Origin of the sequence: Streptomyces sp. NPDC008150 (genome assembly GCF_042956945.1) — a bacterium.
Lineage (GTDB): Bacteria > Actinomycetota > Actinomycetes > Streptomycetales > Streptomycetaceae > Streptomyces.
Genome location: NZ_JBIBHJ010000016.1, coordinates 113,266 through 129,305, shown reverse-complemented (window position 1 = coordinate 129,305; position 16,040 = coordinate 113,266). Strand labels below are relative to the sequence as shown.

General features: G+C 72.5%; 16 protein-coding genes. 9 read left to right on the top strand and 7 right to left on the bottom strand.

From position 1 onward, the window contains the following. Positions 1-54 precede the first annotated feature (54 nt). Positions 55-1,734, bottom strand: coding sequence for an amidohydrolase family protein (locus tag ACFZA0_RS31920; protein WP_391023419.1), 1,680 nt, complete (start codon positions 1,732-1,734; stop codon positions 55-57). 12 nt (positions 1,735-1,746) lie between these two features. Beyond that, on the bottom strand, positions 1,747-3,057 hold the full coding sequence (locus ACFZA0_RS31915; protein WP_391023417.1) for an alanine racemase: 1,311 nt from the start codon (positions 3,055-3,057) through the stop codon (positions 1,747-1,749). Positions 3,058-3,213: 156 nt separating this feature from the next. On the opposite strand from ACFZA0_RS31915, the gene ACFZA0_RS31910 reads away from it, so the two are divergent. The 4 genes from ACFZA0_RS31910 (at position 3,214) to ACFZA0_RS31895 (ending at position 6,376) form a co-directional block, all read left to right on the top strand. Continuing rightward, the gene (locus tag ACFZA0_RS31910) at positions 3,214-4,263 is read left to right on the top strand and encodes a PfkB family carbohydrate kinase (RefSeq protein WP_391023415.1); all 1,050 of its coding nucleotides are present in this window, start codon (positions 3,214-3,216) and stop codon (positions 4,261-4,263) included. Next, positions 4,260-5,084: an IclR family transcriptional regulator C-terminal domain-containing protein gene (locus tag ACFZA0_RS31905; protein WP_391023413.1), complete on the top strand. Its 825-nt coding sequence runs from the start codon at positions 4,260-4,262 to the stop codon at positions 5,082-5,084. Before ACFZA0_RS31910 ends, ACFZA0_RS31905 begins: the two co-directional genes overlap by 4 nt. Then, complete coding sequence (locus ACFZA0_RS31900) at positions 5,081-5,491, top strand: Rid family hydrolase (RefSeq protein WP_391023411.1); 411 nt, start codon at positions 5,081-5,083, stop codon at positions 5,489-5,491. Before ACFZA0_RS31905 ends, ACFZA0_RS31900 begins: the two co-directional genes overlap by 4 nt. A gap of 96 nt (positions 5,492-5,587) precedes the next feature. Then, entirely contained in the window at positions 5,588-6,376 is a 789-nt protein-coding gene (locus ACFZA0_RS31895; RefSeq protein ID WP_391023409.1) for a hypothetical protein, read from the top strand. A 78-nt stretch (positions 6,377-6,454) separates the two neighbouring features. Here ACFZA0_RS31895 and ACFZA0_RS31890 read toward each other — a convergent pair whose 3' ends face one another. The 5 genes from ACFZA0_RS31890 to ACFZA0_RS31870 all read right to left on the bottom strand — a co-directional run bounded on the left by ACFZA0_RS31890 (position 6,455) and on the right by ACFZA0_RS31870 (position 11,682). Further along, positions 6,455-8,161, bottom strand: coding sequence for a glycosyl hydrolase family 18 protein (locus ACFZA0_RS31890; protein ID WP_391023407.1), 1,707 nt, complete (start codon positions 8,159-8,161; stop codon positions 6,455-6,457). 288 nt (positions 8,162-8,449) lie between these two features. Further along, positions 8,450-8,905 (bottom strand): hypothetical protein, encoded by a 456-nt coding sequence (locus tag ACFZA0_RS31885; protein WP_391023406.1) that lies wholly within the window; start codon positions 8,903-8,905, stop codon positions 8,450-8,452. Then, positions 8,905-9,330: a DUF3592 domain-containing protein gene (locus ACFZA0_RS31880; protein ID WP_391023404.1), complete on the bottom strand. Its 426-nt coding sequence runs from the start codon at positions 9,328-9,330 to the stop codon at positions 8,905-8,907. Before ACFZA0_RS31880 ends, ACFZA0_RS31885 begins: the two co-directional genes overlap by 1 nt. Before the next feature lie 63 nt (positions 9,331-9,393). Beyond that, on the bottom strand, positions 9,394-9,957 hold the full coding sequence (locus tag ACFZA0_RS31875; protein WP_391023402.1) for a hypothetical protein: 564 nt from the start codon (positions 9,955-9,957) through the stop codon (positions 9,394-9,396). A 153-nt stretch (positions 9,958-10,110) separates the two neighbouring features. Next, the gene (locus ACFZA0_RS31870) at positions 10,111-11,682 is read right to left on the bottom strand and encodes a hypothetical protein (RefSeq protein ID WP_391023401.1); all 1,572 of its coding nucleotides are present in this window, start codon (positions 11,680-11,682) and stop codon (positions 10,111-10,113) included. 436 nt (positions 11,683-12,118) lie between these two features. Between ACFZA0_RS31870 and ACFZA0_RS31865 the strand changes: the two genes are divergently transcribed. The 5 genes from ACFZA0_RS31865 to ACFZA0_RS31845 all read left to right on the top strand — a co-directional run bounded on the left by ACFZA0_RS31865 (position 12,119) and on the right by ACFZA0_RS31845 (position 16,029). Next, complete coding sequence (locus ACFZA0_RS31865) at positions 12,119-12,928, top strand: hypothetical protein (RefSeq protein WP_391023506.1); 810 nt, start codon at positions 12,119-12,121, stop codon at positions 12,926-12,928. Positions 12,929-13,081: 153 nt separating this feature from the next. Continuing rightward, entirely contained in the window at positions 13,082-13,789 is a 708-nt protein-coding gene (gene cpaB / locus ACFZA0_RS31860; protein ID WP_391023399.1) for a Flp pilus assembly protein CpaB, read from the top strand. A 9-nt stretch (positions 13,790-13,798) separates the two neighbouring features. Next, a complete protein-coding gene (locus ACFZA0_RS31855; protein WP_391023397.1) occupies positions 13,799-15,052 on the top strand; it encodes an AAA family ATPase in 1,254 nt (417 codons plus the stop codon). 190 nt (positions 15,053-15,242) lie between these two features. After that, positions 15,243-15,572, top strand: a complete 330-nt coding sequence (locus ACFZA0_RS31850; protein ID WP_391023395.1) for a pilus assembly protein — start codon at positions 15,243-15,245, stop codon at positions 15,570-15,572. A 1-nt stretch (position 15,573) separates the two neighbouring features. Beyond that, the gene (locus tag ACFZA0_RS31845; protein WP_391023393.1) at positions 15,574-16,029 is read left to right on the top strand and encodes a TadE/TadG family type IV pilus assembly protein; all 456 of its coding nucleotides are present in this window, start codon (positions 15,574-15,576) and stop codon (positions 16,027-16,029) included. Positions 16,030-16,040 lie beyond the last annotated feature (11 nt).

Below are 16,040 nucleotides of genomic sequence, written 5' to 3'. Positions count from 1 at the left end.
GCTGACGCGCGGGGCGGCCGGACCCCGGTACCGGGCCCGGCCGCCCCGCCCCGGTCAGCCCACCGGCGTGCGCCGCACCGAGCGTCCGGCGAGGACGCCGGTGCGGCGGCCGTCCTCGATCACGAAGCGGCCGTCGACCAGGACGTGCGGGATGCCGGCCGGCGGGGTGCGCGGCGCCTCGAAGGTCGCGCCCGCCGCGACGGTCGCCGGGTCGAAGAGGACGAGGTCCGCGCGGTACCCCTCGCGGACCAGGCCGCGGTCGGGCAGCCGCAGCCGGGCGGCCGGCCGGCCGGTCAGGTGCGCGACGCACTCCTCCAGGGACAGCACCCCCAACTCCCGCGCGTAGTGCCCGAGATACCGGGGGAAGGTGCCGTACGCGCGCGGGTGCGGCTTGCTGCCGCGCAGGATGCCGTCGGAGCCCCCGGTGTGCGCGCGGTGGCGCATGATCGCGCGGACGTTCTCCTCGTGGCCCACGTGCTGGAGGATCGTCGGGCCCAGCCGGTCGGCGACGAGCAGCCGCCGCGCGGTCTCCCACGGGGCCTCGCCGCGCAGGCGGGCCGTCTCCCGGACCGTGCGGCCCACGTGGTCGGCGAGCGCCGGGTCGCCGACGCCCGAGATCTCGACGGTGTCCCAGTCGACGGGCACCCCGTGGCAGCCGTCCGCGCCGGTCACCTCCAGGTCGTGGCGGACGCGCTCGGCGGTCTCCGGGTCGGCCAGCCGGCGCAGGATCTCCTCCGGCCCGCCCTCGCTCGCCCAGCTCGGCAGCAGCGCGACGAGCGTCGTGCAGCCGGGGGTGTACGGGTAGGTGTCGAGGGAGATGTCGGCGCCGGAGGCGAGCGCGTCGTCGAGGAGGGCGAGGAGTTCGGGCGCACGGCCCTCGTTGACGCCGAAGTTCATGGTGGCGTGGGCGAGATGGAGCGGGCAGCCGGCCGCACGGGTCAGCGCGATCATCTCCTCGTACGCGGCGAGCGCTCCCGCGCCGTACGAGCGGTGGTGCGGGCAGTAGTAGCCGCCGTGGGACGCCACCACCCGGCACAGTTCGGTCAGTTCGGCGTCGGGGGCGTACATGCCGGGCGTGTAGGTGAGACCGGACGACATGCCGACCGCGCCCTGTTCCAGCCCCTCCGCGACCAGTTGGCGCATCCTGTCCAGCTCGGCGGGTGTCGCCGCCCGGTCCTCCCAGCCGAGGGCCAGCATCCGCACGGTCCCCTGCGGCACCAGGTAGGCCGCGTTCACCGCGATGCCCTCGTCGAGGCGGTCCAGGTACTCCCCGACGGAACGCCAGTCGATGTCGACGTCGTCGCCGTACCCGTTCCAGCCGGTGATCGCCCGTCGCACCTCGGCGAGCGTGCGGTCGTCGACCGGGGCGTACGACAGGCCGTCCTGGCCCAGGACTTCGAGGGTCACGCCCTGCGCGGCCTTCGCGCTGTGGTCGGGGTTCCGCAGCAGTTCCAGGTCGCTGTGGGCGTGCATGTCGATGAACCCGGGGGACAGGGCCAGACCCTCGGCGTCCAACGTCCGTCGCCCGGACGGGCGTTGGCACCCGGCGGCCGCGGCCTCCTTGACGATCGCGACGATCCTGCCGTCCCGCACGGCCACGTCCGCGCGGTAGGAGGGAGCGCCCGAGCCGTCGACGACGTCCGCGTCCCGGATCACCAGGTCCGCGAGGTCGGCGGGGGCGCCCGCGGTCGGCCGCGGCAGGGGAGTGCCGGGTGCGGGGTCGGCTGAGGTCATGGCGGCGTGCTCCTAGAAGAACGTGCGGACGTAGTCGACGACCGTGCCGTCGGCCTCCACCAGCGGGACGAGCTGCCACTTGTCGAACGACGTGCACGGGTGGGACAGGCCGAGCCCCACCCAGTCGCCCACCGCCAGATCCGCGTCCGGCCCGGTCTCCAGCCAGGCGTGCTGGTCGGACAGCTTGGTCAACTCCAGCCCTGCCGCCGGGAGTTCGACGCCGTCGCGGCGGACCGTCTCGACCACCGGCAGGTCCAGGTCGTACGCAGCGTCCCGCTTGCCCGCGTTGACGAACGCCTGCCCGGGAGAGGGGCGCGACACCACCTGCGACCAGAGGCGGAACGCGGGCTCCAGCGCGCCCTCCTCCGGCACGCGCACGAACGGCGTCAGCCGGCGGTAGTGGCCCACGTCGTGCGAGACGTAGGCACCGGAACGCAGCAACTTCACTACCGGCAGGGACAGTCGGGGAATCTCCGCGAACACGTCGGCCACCGCGTCGAACCAGGCGCTGCCGCCCGCGCTCACCACGATCGAAGCGACCCCCGTGAACCGGCCCGCCCGGTCGAACTCCGCTGCCAGCGCGGTCAGTCGGCGCAGCCACGCCCGCACGCGGTCCGGGTCGGCGGACGGCACCTCGCCCTCGTAGCCCGCGACACCGGCCAGGCGCAGGGTGCCCGTGGCCGCCACCGCGTCCGCGACGGCCGCGCACTCCTCCTCCGTGCGGGCGCCGGTCCGGGCGCCCTCGCCCGCCGCCAGTTCGACCACGACGTCCAGCGGGCGCCCGCCGGGGGCGGCGCCCGCGCCGTCGCGCAGCGCCGCGTCCATCAGCTCCACGCCGCGCACCGAGTCCACGTAGCAGAGGAAGCGGAACTCGGGGTCGGCGGCCAGCTCGGCGGCGATCCAGCGCAGGGCGGGCACGTCCACCAGCTCGTTGGCGAGGAAGACGCTCCGCACCCCGAACGCCCGTGCCACGCGCACCTGGTGGGGCACCGCGAGCGTGATGCCCCACGCGCCCCGGTCGAGCTGCCGCCGGAAGAGCTGCGGCGCCATCGACGTCTTGCCGTGCGGGGCGAAGGCGAGGCCGTGCCGCTCCGCGTACGTCTCCATGAGCGCGAGGTTGTGCTCCAGGCGCTCGGCGGACAGCGCGAGGACGGGCGTGGTGAACCCGCCCGTGAACAAGTTGCGGCGCTGCGCGGCCAGTTCGCCGACGGTCAGCCCGTCGGCGTCCGGCGGCAGGCCCTTGAAGCGGTGGTCGACGCGTTCGGCGGCCAGCCGGGCCAGTGCCGTGTCGGCGAGGGACGGGCTGGCGGGTGCGTCGGCCATGAAGCCTCCCTGATCAGGTGCGTTGCATTCTGTGCAACGGCCGTTGCGTGCGGTGCTCCATGCTGTCTAACATCTCGGCCGACGCGGGGTCAACGGCGCCGCCGCCCGCGCACCGCCCCGCACCGCCCCCGAGAACCACGAGGAGTCCCGGCCGCCGTGACCGCACCTCCGCGCCCCGCCGCGCCCCGCGCCGTGGACGTCGTCGCGCTCGGCGAGTCCATGGTGACCCTCCTGCCCCGCACGCCGGGACGGCTCGCCGACGTCGACACCTTCGACCGGGCCATCGGGGGCGCCGAGTCCAACGTCGCCTGCGTGCTGGCCGCCGCCGGACACAGCGCCCGCTGGATCGGCGCGGTCGGCACCGACGGCTTCGGCGACCACCTCACCGCCGCGATCGCCGCGTACGGCGTCGACACGGGCGCCGTGCGCCGCGACCCGCACCGGCCGACCGGCGTCTACTTCCGCACCGCCGGGGACCGCGCCACCGACGCCCACGAGGTCGCGTACTACCGCGCCGGGTCCGCCGCCTCGGCGATGTCGCCCCGCAACACCGACCTCGCGGCGGCCCGCGCGTGCCGCGTCCTGCACCTCACGGGCATCACCGCCGCGCTCTCCGGCGACTGCCACGACCTGCTGCACACCCTCACCGCGCCGGACCCCGGCCGCCCCCTCGTCTCCTTCGACGTCAACCACCGCCCCCGCCTGTGGCCCGGCGCCGGGGCGGACGCCGGCGCGGACGTGCTCCTCGCCCTCGCCCGCCGCAGCGACCTCGTCCTCGTCGGTGCGGACGAGGCCGAGACCCTCTGGGGGCACCGCGACGCCGACGCGGTGCGCGCCGCGCTGCCCGGACCCCGGCTGCTCGTCGTCAAGCAGGGCGGCAGGGGCGCCACCCTCTTCGACGGCGCCGACCGCGTCTTCGTCCCCGCCCTCCGCGTCGACGTCGTCGCCGAGGTCGGTGCGGGCGACGCCTTCGCCGCCGGGTTCCTCTCCGCGACCCTGCGCGGACTGCCCCCGCGCGAGCGGCTGCGCCACGGCCACCTCGCGGCGGCCGCCGCCCTCACCGTCCCCGGCGACCTCGCCGCGCCGCCCGGACGCGGCCACGCCGACCGGCTGGCCGCGCTGGACGACGACGCGTGGGGGAAACTGCGACTCGGCCCCGGCTGGACACGAGCGGACGGGGACGAGAAGGAGGTACGTACGACGTGAGCCAGACCGTCGACCGCGCGCTCAGCATCCTGCCGCTGCTCGCCGAAGGCCCCGCGGACCTCGGGCAGGTCGCCGACCGGCTCGGCGTGCACAAGTCCACCGCGCTGCGCCTGCTGCGCACGCTCAACGAACACGGCCTGGTCTACCGCCAGTCCGACCAGCGCTACCGCCTCGGCGCGCGCCTGTTCGCGCTCGCGCAGGAGGCCGCCGAGAACCTTGACGTCCGCGAGATCGCCCACCCCCACCTGGTGCGCCTCAACGAGGAGTGCGGCCACACGGTCCACCTCGCGGTGTACGAGGAGCACGAGGTGCTCTACATCGACAAGGTCGACAGCCGCTACCCCGTGCGCATGTACTCGCGGGTCGGCAGGCCGGTCGCCCTCACCGTCGCCGCCGTCGCCAAGCTGCTCCTCGCCGACCTGCCCGAACCCGAGCGGCGCGCCGTCGCCGAGAAGCTCGAATACCCCCTGTACACGTCCCGATCGACCCCCAACGCGGCAGCTTTCCTGCGGGAGTTGGCGACCGTGCGCGAACAGGGCTGGGCCACCGACCTCGGCGGCCACGAGGAGTCCATCAACTGCGTCGGCGCGCCGGTCCGGGGCGCCGACGGCCGGGTCGTCGCCGCGATGTCGGTGTCCGCGCCGAACGTCGTCGTCACCGCCGACGAACTCCTCACCCTCCTGCCGCTGGTGCGCCGCACCGCGGACACCATCAGCGGCGAGTACTCCGGCAGGAACCCCACACAGGCGGGCACCCCCGCGGAGGCCCCGCCGAACGCCCCGAAGAACATCTCGACGAACACCCCGAAGGAAGCCCCATGACGGACAAGACCGCCCTCGTCCCCGCCACCCACACCGTGCCGCCGGCGAAGTTCTCGCACGGCGTGCGCAAGGGCAACATCCTCCAGGTCGCGGGCCAGGTCGGCTTCCTGCCCGCCGAGGAGGGCAAGGCCCCCACCCCGGCCGGCCCGACCCTGCGCGAGCAGACCCTCCAGACCCTCGCCAACGTCAAGGCGATCCTGGAGGAGGGCGGCGCGCACTGGGACGACGCCATGATGATCCGCGTCTACCTGACGGACGTCGACCACTTCGCCGAGTTCAACGCGCTCTACAACGCGTACTTCGAGGAGCAGGAGCTCACCCTGCCGCCGGCCGCCCGGACGACCGTCTACGTCGGCCTGCCCGCCGGACTCCTCGTCGAGATCGACGTCCTGGCCGTTCTCGGCTGACGAACGGGGGTCTCCGGGGACTCCTGGGCCACGATTCGTATAACGATGCAGGGGCCGACTGTGTCCGGCACAGGATTGTCGACCATACTGCCCGCTGTGGAGCAGCGCATAGGTTCGAGCAGCCAGCCCCTGGACGGCGCCGGAGTCGACCCGGCCTACATTCCCGGGCTCACCTCACCGGCGTCCGGCACCGGGGACGAACCGTCCGACGGTGCCGAACGGCGCGCCGCGGACGCGGAGTCGCCCGCGGCGCCGGACACGGACGGGTCCGCCGCGGAGCCGGAGGCGTCCGGCGGGACCGACGCGCCCGCCGACGCCGGGGCGAGCACCCCGGCCGACGAGGCGGACGCGGAGGCGGAGCCCGAGTTGGAGCCGGAGCCCGAGGACGAGCCCGACGGCCCGGTCTTCGAGGCCGCCGACCGCCGCGCGCGCATCGTCGCCGACGCGAAGGGCGTCCGGCTGAGCCTGGACGACCAGGCGTGCGAGTTCCGTTGGGACGAGATCGGCGCCGTCGAGACCGAGTCCCCGCGCTTCGGCAAGCGGTTCACGGTCACCGTGCACACCCCCGACCGCCGCTGGTACCCGATCGAGATCGAGGCGGCCGCCAAGTCCCGGCACAAGGAGTGGGAGGCGCGCCTCGACGAGGTCCTGGACGCGTACTTCGACGACGGCGCCGACGACGAAGTGCCTGACGAGACAGGGGAGTCGGAGGCGTCGGACGTGCCCGAGGCGACCGCCGGTGATTCCGCCGAGCCCGCCGACAAGGCCGACGCCGAGCCTGCCGACACGGACGCGAAGACCTCCGACGACGGCGACGAGGACGGCGGCGACGCCGACCCGGCCGGCAAGTCCGGTGCCAAGTCCCCCTCCGAGAAGAAGATCTGACGCACACACGGAAGCGGGGTACGGCCTCCTCGGCCGTACCCCGCTTCCGCCGTTGTGCGACGTCGGGCCGTCAGGCCGTCACGCCAGTCCGTGCACCTTCGCGCCCACGGACGTGGACCACGCGTTGCCCGCGCTCGCGTCCCAGTTCGTGGACCAGGTCATCGCGCCCCGCAGGTCGGGGTACGTCTTCGAGGGCTTGAACGAACCGCAGTTGGTGCCCTTGGTCAGGCAGTCCAGGGCGTTGTTGACCACGGTCGGCGAGACGTAGCCGCTGCCCGCGGCGCTCGTCGACGCGGGGAGGCCGAGGCCCACCTGCGACGGTGCGAGGCCGCCTTCGAGCTGGATGCAGGCGAGCGCGGTGAGGAAGTCCACCGTGCCCTGGCTGTAGACCTTGCCGTCGCAGCCGAGCATCGAACCGCTGTTGTAGTACTGCATGTTGACGACGGTCAGGATGTCCTTGATGTTGAGCGCCGTCTGGAAGTACGTGTTCGACGTCGACTGCATGTCGATGGTCTGCGGGGCCATCGTGATGACGAGCGAGGAGCCCGCCTTCGCCGAGAGGGAACGCAGGGCCTGCGACATGTACGTCGAGTTGAGGCCGTTCTCCAGGTCGATGTCGACGCCGTCGAAGCCGTATGTCGTCATCAGCGAGTAGACGGAGTTCGCGAAGTTGGTCGCCGAGGCGGAGTCGGCCACCGAGATGGTGCCGTTCTGGCCGCCGATCGAGATGACGACCTTCTTGCCGGCCGCCTGCTTCGCCTTGATGTCCGCCTTGAACTGGTCGACGGTGTAGCCGTTCAGGCCCGCCGAGTCCAGCGTGAAGGACACCGCGCCGGGCGTCGTCGTGGCGTCCGCGAAGGCGACGGCGACGATGTCGTACGCGGAGGGGACGTCGGACAGCTTCTGCACCGTCGCGCCGTTGTTGAAGTTCTGCCAGTAACCGGTCACCGCGTGCTTGGGCAGCGTGGTGCCGCCGGTGCCCGTGCCGGTGCCCGTCGCGGCCGTGGTGCCCGTGACGGCGGCCGACTTCGCGGACTCGCCCGCGGAGTTGGTCGCGGTGACCTGGAAGGAGTACGCGGTGGACGCGGTCAGCCCGGTCACCGTGGCCGAAGTCCCGGTCACGGACGTCACCTTGGTGCCGGCGCGGTACACGTTGTAACCGGTCGCGCCGGACACCGCGGACCAGCCCAGGGAGACCGAGGACGAGGTGGTCGAGGACACCGCGAGGCCGGCCGGGGCCGCCGGGACGGTGGGAGCCGGGTCGCCGCCGCCCCCGCCGTCGGGGCCCTGCACGGAGACGTCGTCGGCGTAGTAGGCGGCCGTGCCGTACCAGCCGTGGGTGTAGATCGTCACGGAGGTGGTGGAGGCGCCGGTGGTGAAGGTCGTCGAGAGCTGCTTCCAGCTCGACGAGTCGGGCGTCCAGGTCGAGACGTCGGTGGTGCCGGTGCCCGTGGCGCCGAGGTAGGCGTAACCGCCCTGCACCCAGGCGCTCAGCGTGTAGGTGGAGCTGGGCTTGACCGCGACGGTCTGCGTGCACTGGGCGTTGTCCAGCCCGGCGGGCGTCGCCTTGAGGGCCGCGGCGCCGCCGTGCACGGGGGAGGAGACGACGGCGCCGCTGGAGGCCGAACAGGTCCAGTTGCTCAGGCCGGACTCGAAGCCCGCGTTCTTGGCGTTGTTGACGTCCGCCGCGGACGCGTGTCCGGTGCCGGCGAGGGTCAGGGCGAGGGCGGCGGTGACGGCGCCGGACCAGACGCGGGTCCGTCTGCGGGCTGAGCGTCCGGGCATGCCTGGTACGCGATCCACTGGGGCCTCCGGTGGGGGAGAGGGGGAACGGGGGGAGGAGAAGGGGGAGTGGAACGGTGGCCACCGTTGGCCTAAAAGGTGGTCCAGACCAATCGGGTTGTCAAGAGGTCCAGACCAAAATCGACGCCCAACCCGCCCACCGCGCAAGCCTCTTGACGAACCCGCCGCTCAGTGGCTCCGCCGGCCCCTCCCGCCCCGTGGCGGCTCCCGCTCTCCCGCCGGTACGGCTTTCCCGGTCCGCCCGTCGGCACGGCTCTCCCGGTCCGCCCGTCAGTGCGGGTCCCGGTCCTCCCGCCAGGCGTCCAGCAGCAGTCCCACCGCGCAGCCCGCGAGCAGCACTCCCGTGGACATCCAGAACGCCGACGTCCCGGGCCCCGTGCGGTCCCGGCCCAGCGCCAGGGTCAGCAACTGCGCGGCGACCGGCACCGCGCACGCTGCGGCCACGTGCCGCACGGGCGACTCCCGCCACGGCAGCGGGTGGACGCGGGCCGCCGCGAAGGTGGCGAGGACGAGGCAGACCAGGTTCGGCAGGTGCACCAGCGCCAGCGCCGCCCCGAAAGAGCCGACGCCGCCCGGCCCGACGAGCGGGTCGTACACCCCCTCGACCTGCACGTACTCGGTGACGCACAGCACGACGATGCCCGTGGCCCAGGACCGCACCAGGGCCAGGGCCGGCGCCGGGGTGCGGCCCGCCCCGGGACCGAGCGGTCCGGAGTGGCGGGCCATCACAGCCCCCCGGTCGCGTACTGGCAGAGCAGCGTCGCGAAGCCGAGCGCCGCGAGGCCGCAACCCACGCACAGCAGCGTGTACTTGAAGAGGGTGGACCAGGAGCCGCGGCCCGCGACGGTCGCCGTGCGCCGGGGGTCGCGCGGGTCGTAGGTGACGGTGACGGGGGTGCCCTCGTTGGTCGACCAGCTCGCGAGGTCCTCGAACTCCACCCGCGTGCGGTCGGCCGTGTAGAAGGCGAAGTAGTGCCGCGTGGCGTCGCTGTGCGGCTCGGACTCGACGCGCACGCACTCACCGCCCGCCCGCACCCCGTACCGCAGCACCCGCGCCGCGTTCGCCAGCCGCACGGCGTTGCGCACCGAGACGACGGCGAACAGGGCGGCGAGCAGCGGCAGGACGACGTACCCGGCGCCGGGAATCTCCATGTCACCCCACCTCCGCGGGAGTTGGCCCGCGCCCTGGAGCCGGGGCGCTTCGGGCGGCCGCCATCAGTGCACCTCGACCGACTTGACGATCTTCGTCAGCTCGGCGTCGGAGAGCTTGCCCCGCTGGGCGTCCACGCGGACGGCGAAGGTCTTCCCCGAGGAGTCCAGTCCGGTCAGGATCACGCCCTCGACGGGCGTGCCCTTGGTGGGACCGCCGTCCTCGCCGGTCGCGGTGAAGGTGAAGTCGACGCGCCTGGCCTCGTCGGCCCCCGCGAGCCTCACGTCCTTGTCGGACGTGACCTTCGCGCCGAGCGCGATGCCGGCCTCCGCCGCGATCGCCGCCTGCTCCGCCGACTTGGCCCGGGTGAAGTCGAGCTGGACGGTCATCAGCGCCACCGTCCGCCCGCTCTCGTCGCGTTCGGCGGCGGCCGCGTTGTGCTTGTCGCGCTCGGCGTCCGTCTGCGCCCGGAAGCCGCCCGAGCCCTCCGGGTACGACACGGAGACGCCCTTCGTGTCCAGGGTCCCCCAGCCGTCGGGCACGGCTCCCGCGTCGTCCCCGCCGCAGCCGGTGAGGGCCAGGGCGGCGGTCAGCAGGCCGGCGGCCACGAGGGTGCGGCGGATGCTCATCGGTGTCGGCTCCTGTCTGGCCCGGCCGAGCCGGGCGGCAGTTCGGTGGTCGGCTGATCGTCAGTGCTCGGTGCTCGGTGCTCGGTGCTCGGTGCTCGGTGTGCGTGGGCCGGTGATCGGTCCGGTCCGCTGGACTCTTCCCCGATTCGGCGGTCAATTCGCGCAGTAGCTGTAGGGCACGTACGCGCGGCTGCCGCTGTTCGGAGCGCCGAGGAACTTCGCGTCGGACAGCGTCTCGGTCTTCTTCTCCGTGCTGACCGACAGGCCGAGGCTGACGCCGAGGTTCAGCTCGAAGCCGTACTCGGCCGCGTCCACCTGGCCGTTGTACTCCATGCGGCTGGACAGGCCCTTGTCGAAGAGCAACTGGCCGAAGGGGTCGTCGGCGCCGGGCCGCCGGGTGGGGGCGTGGTCGCCGAACATGAAGTCCCAGGGTTTGGCGATCTGTTCGTTGCCGGCGTTGAGCCAGTCCTGCGCCACCGCCCGGTCCGCGTCGCCGTCCGGACCCGGGTCGAGGACCAGCGAGTTGGTCTCGATGTGGATGCCGCGCGGGGTGTCGGTGCCCTTGACCGACGCGCTGCCGCCTCGCTTGTCGGTGCCCTTCTTGCCGTTGTCGCCACCGGCCTTGGCGCTGTCCTTCTGGTTGCCGTCCTCGACGGTCTGCGTCATGTCGATGCGCACCAGCTTGCCGCTCGTCTTGTCGTAGGTGACCGTGATCGTCCCGGTCCGGGTGGTGGAGGCGGCGTAACCCCCGCTGAGCGGACCGGCGGTGTAGCCCACCTCGGTGCCGTACTCGATCGACGACGTGTACGTGTACGACTTGGTGTTCTTGTACGTGTTGTCGGTCCAGGTCACGCCGGGCGCGTACTTGAAGTTGCCGCCGAGCGACGCGCTCAGCTTCTTCTCGTCGCCCGCCGAGATCTTCAGGCCCCCGGCCGCCGACGCCTCCAGGCCGACCGTGCCGTACGTGATCTGCCGGTTGTCGCCGAGTTCCTTCTCGACCCGCTTCTGGGCGTCCTCGGCGTCCTTCAGCGGCCCGGTGCCGAACAGGTACAGGATGGAGTTGCCGACGCTCGCGTCCGCGCCGCCCGGCGTCGACAGCATCTGCTCGTACGACTGGAGCGTCTCGACGTCCTCGCGGAACTTCGCGGCCTCCGCCGGGCTCTCGAAGACCCAGGTGTCGCCCGCGGTGACCTTGATCCCGCCGGCCAGCTCGATCGAGTCGGGGCTGACCTTGCCGAGCTTCAGGCCCGGCGTGAAGCTCTTCTTCGCGGCGATCGACGCGGCGTCCGTGAAGGTCAGGTAGACCAACTCGTCCTGGTCGTCGACCTTGCCGTCGTGGTTGACGTCGGTGCGCGCCTTCAGGTGCTGCTCCTGGAGGCCGTACTCCTTGCCGATCTCCCAGAACAGGATCTTCGTCTTGCTGCCCGCCTTGTCGGACACCGACGAGACCTGGCACAGCGCTGGTTCGTAGTCGGCGTCGGTGGGCACCTTGCCGGCCTGGCCGGGGCCGCCCGCGCCGCAGTCGCCGCCACCGGTGACCTTGCAGATCTCGGTCGCGATGCCGTTCTGGACGCGGCGGCCCACGTCCGTGGCGGAGACCCCGGTCACGATGGCGGCGGCGACCACGATCATCCCGAGGTACTCGGTGCCGGTGGCGCCGCGGTCGTCGGACAGGCACCTTCCGTACCCGTGCCGCAACCGCCGTGCGATGCCCCCGCGATTCATCCGGCGTGCCCCCGTCCGTCTCGTCCGTGTCTCCGTGGGTCCGTGTGGACGGTGAGACTAGGTTCGGGCGGGTGTGCGGGCGTGGGTCCGCGGACCCAAACGGAGGCCCACTCTGCCCGGCGGACGCGGGCCCGGCGGACCGGGTCCGGGCGGGGCCGGGCCCAAAGGGCGTGCCGCCACGGCGGACTTGGCGACGGGGCGCGGGATCAAGTGGTGCGAGATTGCTCAACCTGCCCCGTTTTGACGTGCCTTGTGCACCGACAGTTGCGACACAGCTACAGAAACGCTGTTCACCGGTCACAGAGGCGTGGTTACAGTGCTGAGGTAGTCACGCAGTGAAGTCAACTCGGCGTACCGAAGGCAACCGGGGAATGCCGACCGGCGTGAAACGGGGGAGCCGCACGTGTCCACTGCCATTGCCGTGACCGGTGCCGACATGGCCCTGCCGGCGCAGGACGGGCGAACACTGCCCGCTGTCGTTCTGCAGGATCTGGACCAGCAGCCGCTGGAACGCGCGCTGGCCGGGTTCCAGACGCTGATCGACCAGCACGGGCACGTGATCGTCGTCTACTCGCAGGCCGTGCCCGAGGCGGTCGAGCGACGGCTGCACACCGTGCGCTCGCTCCTGGAGAGCGACCGCATCGCCCTCTTCCGCCCCGACCTGCCGCCGCTCGGCATCGCCGTGCTGGCACGGCAGTTGAGGCAGCTCGCGTCCTGCGACCTCAGCCCCGGCGTGCTCGCCTCGGCGGGCAGGCTGCTGACCCACTACATCCACGCCGGTGCGGTCCTCGGCTCCGTCACCCGCCTGGACCGGGTGCCGGTCGGCCTCAAGTCGCACGCCAAGTCGTGGGTGCCGGGCAGTCAGTTCGCCGTACTCGCGCACCCGGAGCCGCAGTTGGCCCGCATCGGCCCCGAAGCCTCGCTCACCGGGCCGGAGTTCGGCACCTGGATGCTCTACGCGCAGGGTCAGCTCAACACGGACTGGGTGAGCGCGACCCTCGCGCCGTCCTGGAACGTGCAGGGGCTGCGGGAGGCGACGCTGCCCGCCGAGTCCGCGGAGTGGTGGGGCACGGGACGGCTCGTGGAGTTCTGCACCTACCTGCCCGACCTCTCCGTCCTCTACCAGCTGGTGACCTCGGTACGGCAGAGCGTCTGCCACTGGTGCGGCATCGACGTCATCGGCGACCGGTGCGTCTTCTGTTCGGCCACACCGCCCGTCCTGGAGAACCACAGTGCCGCCGGCTGAGCCACCACGACGCGGCCGCGGTCGGTCGCGTCCGGCCTGAGCCGGCCTCCCGGCCCGTCCGCCCGTCCGCCCGCCCGCCCGTCCAAGCACCGCTCGCACCTCCGCACGGAACCCGCCCTCTCGACCGCTCTCCCCTAAGAGGTTGTACGGCTCATGAACTCCCGTCAGCGCCGCGGCGTGATACTCCTGCTGCTGTCCGTCATCTGTGCTCTCGCCGCGTTCGCCGGCGTGCTGTCCGTCATCGGCGACGCCAAGTCCAAGGTCGGGCCCGAGGTCACCGCGTACCAGCTCAACACCAACGTCGCGCCCTACACGACGCTCAGCACCGGGCAGTTCAAGAAGATCCAGATGCCCAAGCGGTGGCTGTCCGAGAACGCGGTCACCGACCTGGCCCAGATCCGGGGCAAGATCGCCGTGACGACGCTGCGCAAGGGCTCGCTGCTCCAGACCGACATGATCGTGGACCAGCCCGCCCTGCAACCGGGGCAGCAGGAGGTCGCGATCATGATCGACGCGGCGACGGGCGTCGCGGGCAAGATCACGCCGGGGGCGACGGTCAACGTCTACGCCACCTTCGAGGGCGCCCGCGAGGGCGACCCCGACCTGTCCAAGATCATCGTCACGAACGCCAAGGTCATCGACGTCGGCAAGCTGACCTCGCTCGAACCCGACGCGGACAACAAGTCGCAGCAGCCGACGGACGCCGTGCCGATCACGTTCGCGCTGTCCACCATCGACGCCCAGCGCATCACCTACGCCGAGTCGTTCGCCGAACGCGTACGCCTCGCCCTGGTGGCACCGGGCAGCGACACCACGGTCCCGGACAAGGACCGGACCTACGAACTCGCGAACGACAAGTGAGAGGCCCGCATGCCCACGAGGATCCTCCCGGCAGTCGGCGACGTGGACGCGGTCCGGTCGATCACCACACTGCTCAGCCAACTCCCCGACGCGGAGCCGGTCAGCCCCGTCGGTGACTCGACGCAGCTCATCGACACCCTCGCGCGCCTGGCCGCCGAGTCGGTGGACGAGCTGCCCGAGGTCGTGGTCGTCCACGAACGCATCGGCCCCGTACCGGCGTTGGAGCTGATCCGCGAGGTGGCCCTGCGTTTCCCCGCGGTCGGCGTCATCCTCGTCAGCTCCGACGCGGGCTCCGCGCTGTTCGCCGCCGCGATGGACTCCGGCGCCCGCGGACTGGTCGCCCTCCCGCTCAGCTACGAGGAACTCGCCTCCCGCGTCCAGGCGGTGGCCCAGTGGTCGGTGGGCGTACGACGCCATCTCGGCCACGGGGCGGACGTGTTCAGCGGCGTCGGCGGCACCGTCGTCACGGTGAGCGGGGCCAAGGGAGGCGTCGGTGCGACCCTCGCCGCCATCCAACTCGCCCTGGCGGCACAGGCGTCCGGGCACAGTACGGCACTGGTCGACATGGACCTCCAGGCGGGCGACATCGCCTCGTACCTGGACATCCAGTTCCGGCGCTCCGTCGTCGACCTCGCCGGCATCAACGACATCTCGCCGCGGGTCCTCGCCGACGCCGTCTTCCGCCACGACACCGGGATCGCGCTGCTGCTCGCCCCCGCCGAGGGCGAACGGGGCGAGGAGGTCACCGACCGCGCGACGCGCCAGATCGTCAGCGCGCTGCGCTCCCGGTACGAGATCGTCGTCATCGACTGCGGCGCCCAGATGAACGGCGCGAGCGCGGCGGCGGTCGAAATGGCCGAGACGGCACTGCTGTTCACCACGCCGGACGTCGTCGCCGTACGGGCGGCGAAGCGCACCGTGCGGATGTGGGACCGGCTCCAGGTCCGCAAGGCGGAGGAGACGACCGTCGTCGTCAACCGGCACACGCGCGGTACGGAGATCCAGCCGCCGCTCATCCAGCGGATCACCGGGACTGCCCTGGCGGCCACCGCGATCCCGGCCAACTTCAAGGAACTCCAGGCCGCCGTCGACGCGGGCCGGATCCACGAACTGGACGCGAAGAGCACGGTGAAGCAGGCGCTGTGGACCCTCGCGGCGGAGGTCGGCGTGGTCAAGGCGGCCGAGGCCCCGCGCAAGTCCGGCAGATTCCGCGGCGACCGGGGCTCGATGAGCTTCCGGGGCCGCGGCGGCGGAGGCGGGTGAGGATGCGCGCACGGCGGCGGGCGGGGTTGTGCGACGGGGGAGTTGACGATGCGATGGCCGTGACGAGGAGGACGGGGAGGTCGCCGGGATGAGGCCGACGGGGTTACGGAGGCGGGTCGCCGCACTGCCGCGGGCCGCGGCAACGGGTCCCGCACGGGACAGGGGCCAGGTCACCATCGAGTTCCTGGGCATGACGCCACTGATCATTCTGACGCTGGTGCTGCTGTGGCAGTTCGTCCTGGTGGGGTACACCTTCACCCTCGCGGGGAATGCTGCCGACGAGGCGGTGGAGGCGGCCACGGCCGCGACGCGGGGGGCCCGCGCGGGGGCGTGCGAACAGGCGGGCACGGACAAGCTGTCCGACGCGTGGAAAGGGGGCGCGAACGTGAGCTGCAGCACCGCGAACGGCTACGTCACGGCCTCGGTCGACCTGAAGGTCCCGGTGCTCTTCCCCGGCGCCATCGGCTTCCCGTTCACCGTCCACGGGCACGCGGGCGCGGTGGAGGAGGAGACGAACTGACATGAGCCTCTTCCACCACGCGCACGAGTACCGGTACCGCGCGAGCAGGGTGCCCGCCGACAGACGCGGCGACACGCGCGGCGACACGCGCGGCGGGCCTCGCCGCGAACGCCGCCACGGGCGCGACCTCGGCCAAGTGGCCATCGAATACCTGGGGTTCATCCCGATCCTCCTCCTCGTCGCCATGGCGGGAGTGCAGATCGGCCTGGTCGCCTACACCGGCCAGCAGGCCGGCACCGCCGCCCGCACGGCCGCGCGCAGCGCCTCGCTGAACGGCGACTACACGGCGGACGGCCGCCGCGCGATGAGCGACTGGCTGGCCGACGGGGCCGGGTTCTCACGGTCGGGCGGGGGCGACACGGTGACGGTCACGGCGACGGTCGACGTGCCCTCGATCATCCCCGGCTGGCACTTCGATCCGGTGAGCTCCACCGCCACGATGCCGGTCGACCACTGACCCGAACCGCT

What these genes read in the sequence shown, in the direction of transcription:
- ACFZA0_RS31870 (WP_391023401.1), bottom strand. Translation starts at nt 11,682, where the DNA reads ATGAATCGCGGGGGCATCGCACGGCGGTTGCGGCACGGGTACGGAAGG.
- ACFZA0_RS31920 (WP_391023419.1), bottom strand. Translation starts at nt 1,734, where the DNA reads ATGACCTCAGCCGACCCCGCACCCGGCACTCCCCTGCCGCGGCCGACC.
- cpaB (WP_391023399.1), top strand. Translation starts at nt 13,082, where the DNA reads ATGAACTCCCGTCAGCGCCGCGGCGTGATACTCCTGCTGCTGTCCGTC.
- ACFZA0_RS31890 (WP_391023407.1), bottom strand. Translation starts at nt 8,161, where the DNA reads ATGCCCGGACGCTCAGCCCGCAGACGGACCCGCGTCTGGTCCGGCGCC.
- ACFZA0_RS31845 (WP_391023393.1), top strand. Translation starts at nt 15,574, where the DNA reads ATGAGCCTCTTCCACCACGCGCACGAGTACCGGTACCGCGCGAGCAGG.
- ACFZA0_RS31880 (WP_391023404.1), bottom strand. Translation starts at nt 9,330, where the DNA reads ATGGAGATTCCCGGCGCCGGGTACGTCGTCCTGCCGCTGCTCGCCGCC.
- ACFZA0_RS31900 (WP_391023411.1), top strand. Translation starts at nt 5,081, where the DNA reads ATGACGGACAAGACCGCCCTCGTCCCCGCCACCCACACCGTGCCGCCG.
- ACFZA0_RS31865 (WP_391023506.1), top strand. Translation starts at nt 12,119, where the DNA reads ATGGCCCTGCCGGCGCAGGACGGGCGAACACTGCCCGCTGTCGTTCTG.
- ACFZA0_RS31875 (WP_391023402.1), bottom strand. Translation starts at nt 9,957, where the DNA reads ATGAGCATCCGCCGCACCCTCGTGGCCGCCGGCCTGCTGACCGCCGCC.
- ACFZA0_RS31855 (WP_391023397.1), top strand. Translation starts at nt 13,799, where the DNA reads ATGCCCACGAGGATCCTCCCGGCAGTCGGCGACGTGGACGCGGTCCGG.
- ACFZA0_RS31850 (WP_391023395.1), top strand. Translation starts at nt 15,243, where the DNA reads ATGACGCCACTGATCATTCTGACGCTGGTGCTGCTGTGGCAGTTCGTC.
- ACFZA0_RS31885 (WP_391023406.1), bottom strand. Translation starts at nt 8,905, where the DNA reads ATGGCCCGCCACTCCGGACCGCTCGGTCCCGGGGCGGGCCGCACCCCG.
- ACFZA0_RS31915 (WP_391023417.1), bottom strand. Translation starts at nt 3,057, where the DNA reads ATGGCCGACGCACCCGCCAGCCCGTCCCTCGCCGACACGGCACTGGCC.